Source organism: Nocardia miyunensis NBRC 108239 (assembly GCF_001613065.1).
Taxonomy (GTDB): Bacteria; Actinomycetota; Actinomycetes; order Mycobacteriales; family Mycobacteriaceae; genus Nocardia; species Nocardia miyunensis.
The window spans coordinates 141,003-150,598 of the sequence record NZ_BDBQ01000027.1 but is presented as its reverse complement, the minus strand read 5'-3'; the positions used below and the strand labels follow the sequence as shown (position 1 = coordinate 150,598).

The following is a 9,596-nucleotide window of genomic DNA, read 5'->3' as shown; positions in this document are numbered from 1 at the left end:
GCCCAGGTGCCGGTCGTAGGCCAGCCCGAACAGCGCCGCGGTCAGCAGCGGGAACGCCAGCAGCACCAGCACGCTTGTGACCGCGATGTTCCAGGTGAAGATCGGCATGCGGAACAGCGTCATACCCGGGCAGCGCAGGCAGACCACGGTGGTCAGCATGTTCACGCCACCGAGGATGGTGCCCAGACCGGAGACGGCCAGACCCAGGATCCACAGGTCCGCGCCGACACCCGGGGAGTGCACGATGTCCGACAGCGGGGTGTAGGCGGTCCAGCCGAAGTCGGCCGCACCACCGGGGGTGATGAAACCGGCGGTCGCCATGGTCGCGCCGAACAGGTACAGCCAGTAGCTGAACGCGTTCAGACGCGGGAAGGCGACGTCGGGCGCGCCGATCTGCAGCGGCAACACGATGTTCGCGAAACCGAACACGATCGCCGTCGCGTAGAACAGCAGCATGATCGTGCCGTGCATGGTGAACAGCTGGTTGAACTGCTCGGGCGAGAGGAACTGCAGACCCGGCCGAGCCAGCTCCGCACGCATCAGCAACGCCATCAGGCCGCCGATCATGAAGAACGACGTGGCCGTCACCAGGTACATCACCCCGAGCACCTTCGGGTCGGTGGTGGTGACCAACTTGTAGATGAACGAACCCTTCGGCCCCAGACGTTGCGGGTACGGCCGAGTCGCTTCCAATTGGGGGACTGGCTGGGGCTCTACAGCAGTCACTGATCCTCCTGAAGGTATGCCTTCTGGTCGTTGTCGTACGTCTGGCTCCGGCCCGGCGGACAGGCGCACGGCGAACGACGGTGGCTTTCGCTACTACGGATCGTAAACCGTGCTGCCGCCGAGCATCACGCCCGGTCCTACTCTGTGTCGTAATTGGGTGTCGCCAATGGCATCCGCGTCCGGACCGCAGGCCCGGCACGCGTGATCACACAAGGCCCCGAGCATGCCGTAATGGATTCCGCGTGTGTACCCTTCCCGCATGCCCGTGAGCCAGCGCAGCGAGCGAACCGCCGACCCAGCCGAGCGCCCGCGCGACGGAAGCCGGAGAGTCGTTCGCGCCCGCCGCCGCACACGACGTTTGCGCGGTGGTTGCCTGATGCTCGCCGCGGCCGTGACCGCGTTGACCGCGTGCAGTAACGGTTCCGGTGACGACGCCAGCTCGATCGTGCGCACGACGACCAATATCGCCGGTGCGGATGTGGTCGGCGTCGAGCGCGACACCACCCGCGCCTGCCCGCTGCCGAGTGATCCGGATCAGGCCGCGGGTACCCGCGCGGTGACCAGTCCCGCTGGGACAGCGCAGATTTCGGCCGATCCGAAGCGGATCGTCGTGCTGGACACCGCCGCGCTGGACGCGGCGTGCGCGCTGGGCCTGTGGCAGCGGGTCGTCGGCGCGACGACGATCGCCGGGCCCAGCCCGCAGCCGTCGTACCTGGGATACGGACTGCAGATCGTGCCGAGCGCCGGAGCCTCGGGCGCACCCGATGTCGCGAAAATCGCTGCGATGCACCCGGATCTGGTGCTCGGGACGGTCGGCGACGGCGATGTGAACGCGTTGCGCGCGGCCGCGCCCACCGTACTGATCGGCAAGGATCCCAGCTGGCAGGCCTCGTTCAGCGCCTTCGCCGACGCCCTCGGCCGTTCGAACGCCGGAGCGAAGGCGATCACCGACTATCACACCTACGCGCACGACACCGGCGTCGCGGTCGCGGCCTCGTTGTCACAGGCTTCGGTGCTGCGCTTCGGCGCGTCCGACGCGCAGGTACAGGGTGCGGACACCTTTGCCGGACGAGTGCTGGCCGATGCGGGCGTACAACGTCCCGAGGCGCAGCGGGGTGCGTCGTACCAGGTGAGCAGTCTGAGCACCGAGCGAGACCGGGCCAAGGTCGAGGGCGACATCATCTATGTGATGTTCGACGGCGAGAACGGCGAGGCCTACGGCCAGAAGGTCATGCACAGCGACGACTGGAAGAAACTCGGCGCGATCTCGGACAAGCGCAACTACGCCGTCGACGACACCATCTGGCACGGTTCCGGCATCACCGCCGCCCGCGCCCTCATCGATGACCTGCGCAGCTCCCTCAACGGGTACGTGAGCGACTGAACACGTACGTGAACGACCGAGTTCGATCCGGAAAGGGCTATTGACGCATCGGCCCGCGCTCATCGAGCGGGGATGGTTCAGTAGATGCGCAACCCGCGACGGCGCACGATGGCCAGGGCGATCGTGGTTCCGATGATCCATACCAGCAGCCCGACCCCCGCGTTCCAGACGAAGCGCAGATTCCGGTCCAAATGCGGCAGCAGTCGCAGCAACGGATCGTGCTGGGTGCCGTCGATCGGAGCGACGAGGTAGTACACGCCGTACGGCAGCGCCAGATGGCCGAGCCACAGCAGCGTGGTCCGGCTGCGGCGTTCACGCCACCGACGCACCAGCGTCCGGGTCTCCACGGCCAGCAGGACCGAGACGATATTTCCGACGCCGAGCCAGCACAGCAGCGGCAGCAGCACCGCGAACAGGGTGCCCGTCAGCGGACCCGGGCGCATCGTATTCGCCAGGATCGCGGTCAACGCCAGCGTCGGCAGGCCCACGATGACAAGCAGCGCAAGGTTTTTCGTCACCAGAATGCCGCGCATCGACATACCCTCGGCCAGGCTCGCGCGCACCCGCGGCGCGTCCAGGCCCAGCACGTTGGTCGTGGTGACGTCGGCCAGGATGAAGGTCGCGAAATAGGTTCCGACCAGGACCACCCAGCCGAACTGCCGGTGCGGGTGGGCCAGCGGCGAGTAGACCAGATACAGCAGTGAGAGCACGACGTTCACCCCGACGCCCTCGAGCCAGTACCGCGGCGGCGCGAACGACCAGCGCACCTCGTCGGTCACGCGCCGGAACAGGCCGTGTCCGGGGATCATCGGCGGGGGTGGCGCGGTGTGGACCTCGCGCTCGCTCAAATATGCCCGCAGCCGTCCGTGCGCGTCAGCCCGGACCTGTTCAGCCCACCGAATCGACAAATTCACCTATCTTCGCCGCGATGACATCCGGAATCCGCTGCGGCAGCAGATGTCCGCCCCCGGCGACCAGCTCCAAGCGGGATCGCGGGAACCGATCGTGCAGCGCGCGTGCGGTTGAGATCGGGACGACTTTATCGGTCGGATCGGCGATGATCAATGCGGGCATATCGGTTGCGTTCAAGCGCTCGAGCCAGTGGTCCAGACTCCGGAACAGTTCGCGCTGTTCGAGCAGGACAGTGCGCCACACCTCGCCGTACTCGTGCCGGATGTCGGCGAACCCGTGCCAGGACGCGGGGGCGTCCGGGTGACGGCTGCGATGCCACCGGGCCAGCCGCGGCATCATCGACCACATCGCCAGCGCCAGCGCAGGCCCGGCGACGGGTGCGGCCAGCACCTCGTCCCACCTCGTGGCACAGCCGGGCCCGATTCCGGCGATGGAGACCAGCCCGCGCACCCGTTCGGGAGCGATCGCGGCCGCGGCGAGCGCGACACCGCCGCCATACGAATGCCCGGCCAGCACGGCCTGGTGAATACCCTCGCGGTCGAGTTGATCCAGCAACCAGATGGCATTGTCTTCGAGGGTGCCCGCGGCGGACTCGCTGCTACCGTATCCCGGCCGGTCCCACGCCATGGCCCGCACCGAGGACGGCAGCCGCTCGAGCACGCCGTTCCAGGCGGAATGATCCCCCGGCTGCCCGTGCAGCAGGACCACCGGCGCTGTCGTGGTCATCGTCCTCCCCGTCTGCGAGCCCGTCCGATGTCGAGGCACCGCGGGAGCCGGGGGCCCGACGACAAGATCAGCAGCGTCCGTCATGACCTCACTCCTCTCCCACTTACTCTCTGGCTACCGACAGTAACCATCGAAGCTGGCCGCCAGCCCGATAGTTTCTGTGCGCTTGCTGTGCACTCGATCCGAGCGAGGAGGCCGGGCGCAGTGGTGCTCCGGCTTCGTAGGGGGGAGAGCAGATTTCGCCGGCTCGCCAGCGCGCGGCCGGACTACTCCTCGAGCCGGGCTGGATCGCCGAACCACGCGATCAGGACGGCGAACTACCCGAACTGTCCGCCGCCCCGGGATGACGAACCCCACGGCACTCGCGCGCCGGGAGTCCGTGCGGGATCAGAACTCCCAGTCTTCGTCCTCGGTGTTGACGGCCTTGCCGATGACGTAGCTCGAGCCCGAACCGGAGAAGAAGTCGTGGTTCTCGTCGGCGTTGGGTGACAGCGCCGAGAGGATGGCCGGGTTGACCTCGGTCTCGTCCTTGGGGAACAGGCCCTCGTAGCCGAGGTTCATCAGGGCCTTGTTGGCGTTGTAGCGCAGGAACTTCTTGACGTCCTCGGTCAGGCCGACCTCGTCGTAGAGATCCTGGGTGTACTCGACCTCGTTCTCGTACAGCTCGAACAGCAGCTCGAAGGTGTAGCTCTTGAGCTCCTCGCGCTCGGGCTCGGTGAGTTGCTCGAGGCCCTTCTGATACTTGTAGCCGATGTAGTAGCCGTGCACGGCCTCGTCACGGATGATCAGGCGGATCAGGTCGGCGGTGTTGGTGAGCTTGGCCCGCGAGGACCAGTACATCGGCAGGTAGAAACCGGAGTAGAACAGGAAGCTCTCCAGCAGCGTCGAGGCCACCTTGCGCTTGAGCGGCTCGTCGCCCCGGTAGTAGTCCAGGACGATCTCGGCCTTGCGCTGCAGATTGCGATTCTCCTCCGACCAGCGGAAGGCGTCGTCGATCTCGCGCGTCGAGCACAGCGTCGAGAAGATCGAGCTGTAGCTCTTGGCGTGCACCGACTCCATGAACGCGATGTTGGTGTACACCGCCTCCTCGTGCGGGGTGAGCGCATCCGGAATCAGGCTCACCGCGCCGACCGTGCCCTGAATCGTGTCCAGCAGCGTCAGACCGGTGAAAACCCGCATGGTGAGCTGCTTTTCATGCGCGGTCAGCGTATTCCACGAGGGAATGTCGTTGGACACCGGAACCTTCTCGGGCAACCAGAAGTTGCCGGTCAGCCTGTCCCAGACCTCGGCATCCTTCTCATCGGGCACCCGATTCCAGTTGATCGCACTCACTCGATCGATCAGCTTCACGCCCGCCTCACTCACCCTTCTCGCTTCGCCGTAAATTATACGCTGGAACACTACTCCTAGTGGGCCTCGCCCCTAAGCAGCACAAGGGCTTGTGTCTCCCACACTCTGGGCAAATGCCTTCCAGCATGGGAAGTTCCACATCGTGGGCGATGCATGAACGCCGCGCGCTGCACAGGGTACTGACGCGATGACGATCGCGGCAACGATGCCGAAAGTTTGCCGTGGCGACCCGTTGCCTAGCCGCAGGCCGCCGTCGGCGAGCGGTAGTACCGACGGCTCGGCGCTCTCCGGTTCGATCAGCTCAAAACCTGGCTTCGAGCGCTCTCCGGATCAGCCCACGGGCCTCGTCACCGACGACAGATTGGCCAACGAGCATATCGAACGCCTTACCGTACAGAGCGATCTCGCGGGGCTGAGTGATCGTCAACTCTGCCGTGTGGCCTTCGACCTTAACCAACCGGTTGTCGAAGATCATGAAGTTTTCGACGACGGTCAACGCCTCCGCGGCGAGTGGCACGATTCCGAACGTCACTCGCGGCATTCCGATTATCGACAGCAACCGGTCGAGCTGACCGGCCATCACACCGCTGCCGCCAACCGTCCTATACAGCGCCTGTTCACCGATGACGAAGTGGAATCGGTGCTCACGCCGATATAGGACCTGTTGCCGCTCCATACGTTTGGAGACACCGGAGTCCAAATCATCGGGTAGTTGATAGAACTCGATCACACGTCGAAGTTTCGCTTCGGCGTACTCCGCGGTTTGAAGTAGTCCGGGGACGATCTGCGGATCGTAGTTCCGTAGATGCTTGGTATCCGATTCGAGCTTTTGATACCGCTGTTGCCCTCGCTTCACTCCGGCGCTGAGCAGTTGCCGCCATTCCATGTAGGCGTTGTCGATGTTGTGGAGACTCGCAAGCAGGTCCGGCAGTTGCTCGGTGGTCTCGCAGTGCACGCAGTAAGCGCGAAGATCCTCACTGGACGGTCGGGTTTTCCCATACTCGATACGGGTGACCTTCGATTCGTGCCAACCTTCGCGTGCAGCAAGCTCTCGGCCGGTGACACCAGCATCACGTCGCATGATGCGTAGCCGTTGACCGAGAGCCTTGCGTGCTTCTTCGACAGAGCTGGTCACTGGTTGACGTATTCCCTGTATGGGATTGCCAACTGCCACAATCGTTGTCGCACATTGCGACAATAGGCCGCTAGGCTCGGGTCGGTTGTGATGCCGATTCCGGCCGGACCGCCGGCCGAGTCGGTGAGGTTGAAGCACACTCGGCTACCGTCGAACAGCCACCAGTCGTCAGGCGGGACTTCTCCCGCGAGATGCCTTGGCACATAGCGGATGTCCTCACCAGCCGCTACGTTCTTTCCCGTCACAGATAGCAACCATCGCTGGTAGTCGGTATGAGGGACCGTAACGACACGAACCCGACTCACGGACACACCCTTTTCGGTCACACTCCGGATCAGGTCAGTCCAATCCGACTTGTCGTAATCCGGCGGTGGGTCACCATCGATGAACCGGCGCAGCGGTTCCGACTCGCTCGGTTCGGCGTATGCGTCTCGCACTTCCAGGTGAAACGCAGAATCCCGCGCCGCACGGAACAGCCGTTCCCAGTTATCGACCCGTTGCAGCTCCATAGAACTCCCTTGTGGACTTCGGTACTTCGATCGCTGATTCTCCGATGGGCGAATATCGCGGCCTTGGATCTGGGACTCACCGCGTCGACGGGAGCAGCGCATTCAGAGCGGTGATGAGGCGGCGGTCGCGCTCGGCCGGGGGAAGGCGACGCCCCAGCAGTCCCTCGGTGAACACGACGATGGTTTCGACGATGCCGTCGAGCTGGTCGGCCGGCACGTGCGGGGCGAGGATCGCGGTGAGCCGTCGACATACCGACTGATCGAAAGCCTGTAGAAGTTCGGCAGCGGTCGGCTCGCCGGACGCACGCTGGAGCAACACCGCGTAGACGTCGTAGATCGCCGCGAAACGTTCGACACCCCAACGGATCCGGCTGATCACGCTGCCGTGAGCGGGCGGGCCGGTGAAGGTGTCGGCGAACAACCGGGCGCAGGCGGCGGTGAACAATTCGTCACGGGACGGGAAGTACCAGTAGACCGCGGCACGGGCCAGCCCGAGGTCGCGGGCGACACGGTTGATCGACAACTCTTCGTAGCCACCGTGACTCAGCAGTTCGACGGCTCGCTCCAGGATTTGCTCGACCTTCTCGTCGCGGTCGAGCTCGGTTCGTTTACGGGGCATCATCCCTCCGACTCGGCTCTCACCAACATCTTGACATACTGTCTAGATCTGCATATGTTGACAGGGTGTCTAGATGGAAGCGAGCCCTGGTAACCGGGGCGTCGAAAGGCATCGGCGAGGCGATCACCCGCCAACTGGCGGCCGACGGCGTCGACCTCGTGCTCGTCGCCCGCGACCACGAGCGTCTGGACGCGGTCGCGACCGACTGCGCACAACGGTCCGGCGTCAACGTGGAAGTACTCGACGCCGACCTCACCGACCCACGCGACCTGGCCAGGGTCGAGGCCCGCCTGGCCGCGGAGCCGTCGGTGGACCTCCTGGTCAACAACGCCGGCAATGCCCGAACCGGCCGGTTCGCGACCCTGCCGGTAGACGACGAAGCCGCCATCGTCGCCTTGAACGTGACCGCGCTGATGCGCTTGACCCATGCCGCGGTCGGCACGATGGCTCGCACGGGCGGCGGCGCGGTGGTGAACATCTCCTCGATGGCCGGATCGCAACCGTGGCCGCGAATGGCGACCTACGCGGCGACCAAAGCGTTCGTGAACAGCTTCTCCGAGGCTGTCCACGAGGAAGCCCGAGGCACCGGAGTCACCGTGACCGCGGTACTGGCCGGATTCGTGCGGACCGATCTGTCCGCCGGGATGCCCGAATTACGCCGAATACCCCCGTGGCTGTGGATCACCCCCGACACAGTGGCATCCGCGGCCCTGGCCGCAGCCCGCCGCGGAGAACCGGTGACGGTGCCCAGCACGCGATTCAAGGTGCTGGATATGGCACTGGCGCTCATCCCACGCGTGGTCAAACGCCGCGCCGCCGGACAAGCGGCACAACGCGCGCCCCGGGCGTCATCGCACGCGTCGCGCTGATCTCCATGCGCCACTGGCTCCGGCGTGGCCGACGGTGCTGTTGGCCGAACAAGGTTGCCGGCATCGACAGTGGCTCACACTCGATCCGGCATCAGCTACCGCGGCAGCGAGTGACCCGCGCGATACCCACCCTCAACCGTTGGGCCGCAATGGTTTTGCGCGAAAAAGAACACCCCCGAAACAATTCGGCACGCCGTCATCACGCTCCAGCCAGCAGCCACTTATCGGTCTGCTCAACCGATAGCTCTGAATCTCGTTCACCCACTGACGCATTGGGGCGGCGCGGACGTACTCGCCCGGACAACCAGTTCGGGCACGACGAGTTCGGCCGTGGCCGGCACCGCGGTGTCGGCTCGCGACGCCATGAGCAGACGTTCGACGCACCGGCGGCCCACCCGGCGCAGGTCGGGGCGCACCGTGGTCAAGGGCGGCGTCAGGTAGCCGGCGAACTCGGTGTCGTCGTAACCGACGACGCTGAGTTCATGCGGAACCGCGATCCCGTCCTCCACCGCCGCGCGCAGGACACCGGCCGCCATCTCGTCGTTGGCCGCGAAAATCGCGGTGACCCGCGGAATGTCGCCGCGCCGGGCGCGGTCGAACAGCTCCCGTGCGGCGCGGTAGCCCGACGCCGCGCTCCAGTCGCCCGCTGTCGGCTCGGGAATGTGTGCGCCGTGATCCTCCAACGCCTGTCGCCACGCCACCAGGCGCGCCACCGTCGAATGCGAACTCGGCGGCCCGGAAATGTGATGAACAGTGCGATGACCGAGTTCGAGCAGGTGCTCGACAGCCAGGCGCGCGCCCGCGGCATGATCCACCGCGACGGTCGCGTACGCGGCATCGCGCGCGCCTTCGGCGACAACGGTCGGCAGGCCGGCGGGCAGGCGAAGATGCGGGGTGTCGAGGATGCGAGCTTCCACCAGCACCAAACCGTCGACGGCCCGGTCGGTGAGACCACGTACCGCTGCTTGCAGATCGGCGTCGGTGGCATCGGGCATGCTGCTCAAGTACATGCCGTACCCGTTCGCCTGTGCCTCGTGGATCGCCGCGTCGACGACGTGCAGATTGCCGAATTTCGTGAGATCGAAGCACAACACCCCGATCGAGCCGAATTTGCCGGTCGCCAACGCCCGCGCGGCCGTATGCGGGCGATAGCCGAGTGCGGTCAACGCCGACTCGACTTTCTCGCGCGTATCCGGCAGCACATTGCCCGCACCGTTGACCACTCGCGATACGGTCTGCGCCGAGACGCCGGCCAGCGCGGCGACGTCGGACAGGGACGCGTGCCCGGACGGGCGCTTGCCTGGGCTACGTGGCATGACGGTCCCTGAACCTCCTGCGATGTGGTTGTCGTGCAACCGAATTCGTA

Annotated in this window: 10 protein-coding genes; 2 read left to right on the top strand and 8 right to left on the bottom strand. The window is 65.5% G+C overall.

Annotation, left to right across the window (positions count from 1 at the left end; translation table 11 throughout):
• Positions 1–726, bottom strand: a 726-nt coding sequence (locus NM2_RS11145; protein ID WP_174575626.1) for a cbb3-type cytochrome c oxidase subunit I, incomplete at its 3' end; no start/stop codon positions are given.
• A 376-nt stretch (positions 727–1,102) separates the two neighbouring features.
• Here NM2_RS11145 and NM2_RS11140 point away from each other — a divergent pair.
• Positions 1,103–2,110, top strand: a complete 1,008-nt coding sequence (locus NM2_RS11140) for an ABC transporter substrate-binding protein (protein ID WP_067667296.1) — start codon at positions 1,103–1,105, stop codon at positions 2,108–2,110.
• 77 nt (positions 2,111–2,187) lie between these two features.
• Here NM2_RS11140 and NM2_RS11135 read toward each other — a convergent pair whose 3' ends face one another.
• The 6 genes from NM2_RS11135 to NM2_RS11110 all read right to left on the bottom strand — a co-directional run bounded on the left by NM2_RS11135 (position 2,188) and on the right by NM2_RS11110 (position 7,361).
• Positions 2,188–2,958, bottom strand: coding sequence for a hypothetical protein (locus tag NM2_RS11135; protein WP_245717950.1), 771 nt, complete (start codon positions 2,956–2,958; stop codon positions 2,188–2,190).
• Between the two features lie 40 nt (positions 2,959–2,998).
• Positions 2,999–3,748: an alpha/beta fold hydrolase gene (locus NM2_RS11130; protein WP_067667291.1), complete on the bottom strand. Its 750-nt coding sequence runs from the start codon at positions 3,746–3,748 to the stop codon at positions 2,999–3,001.
• Positions 3,749–4,135: 387 nt separating this feature from the next.
• A complete protein-coding gene (gene nrdF, locus NM2_RS11125) occupies positions 4,136–5,098 on the bottom strand; it encodes a class 1b ribonucleoside-diphosphate reductase subunit beta (RefSeq protein ID WP_067667289.1) in 963 nt (320 codons plus the stop codon).
• Positions 5,099–5,399: 301 nt separating this feature from the next.
• Positions 5,400–6,233, bottom strand: coding sequence for a helix-turn-helix domain-containing protein (locus tag NM2_RS11120; RefSeq protein ID WP_084530732.1), 834 nt, complete (start codon positions 6,231–6,233; stop codon positions 5,400–5,402).
• Positions 6,230–6,742 (bottom strand): DUF6879 family protein, encoded by a 513-nt coding sequence (locus tag NM2_RS11115; protein WP_067667285.1) that lies wholly within the window; start codon positions 6,740–6,742, stop codon positions 6,230–6,232. The genes NM2_RS11120 and NM2_RS11115 overlap by 4 nt, the downstream gene beginning before the upstream one ends.
• A gap of 76 nt (positions 6,743–6,818) precedes the next feature.
• On the bottom strand, positions 6,819–7,361 hold the full coding sequence (locus NM2_RS11110; protein ID WP_169816156.1) for a TetR/AcrR family transcriptional regulator: 543 nt from the start codon (positions 7,359–7,361) through the stop codon (positions 6,819–6,821).
• A gap of 65 nt (positions 7,362–7,426) precedes the next feature.
• Between NM2_RS11110 and NM2_RS11105 the strand changes: the two genes are divergently transcribed.
• Positions 7,427–8,230, top strand: coding sequence for an SDR family NAD(P)-dependent oxidoreductase (locus tag NM2_RS11105; protein WP_067667281.1), 804 nt, complete (start codon positions 7,427–7,429; stop codon positions 8,228–8,230).
• Between the two features lie 257 nt (positions 8,231–8,487).
• Here the strand turns inward: NM2_RS11105 and NM2_RS11100 are convergent, their stop codons facing one another.
• Positions 8,488–9,546: a LacI family DNA-binding transcriptional regulator gene (locus NM2_RS11100; RefSeq protein WP_067667279.1), complete on the bottom strand. Its 1,059-nt coding sequence runs from the start codon at positions 9,544–9,546 to the stop codon at positions 8,488–8,490.
• Positions 9,547–9,596: the final 50 nt, after the last annotated feature.

Coding starts and splice junctions, on each gene's coding strand:
- NM2_RS11140 (WP_067667296.1), top strand. CDS start 1,103: ATGCTCGCCGCGGCCGTGACCGCGTTGACCGCGTGCAGTAACGGTTCC.
- NM2_RS11130 (WP_067667291.1), bottom strand. CDS start 3,748: ATGACCACGACAGCGCCGGTGGTCCTGCTGCACGGGCAGCCGGGGGAT.
- NM2_RS11115 (WP_067667285.1), bottom strand. CDS start 6,742: ATGGAGCTGCAACGGGTCGATAACTGGGAACGGCTGTTCCGTGCGGCG.
- NM2_RS11110 (WP_169816156.1), bottom strand. CDS start 7,361: ATGCCCCGTAAACGAACCGAGCTCGACCGCGACGAGAAGGTCGAGCAA.
- NM2_RS11100 (WP_067667279.1), bottom strand. CDS start 9,546: ATGCCACGTAGCCCAGGCAAGCGCCCGTCCGGGCACGCGTCCCTGTCC.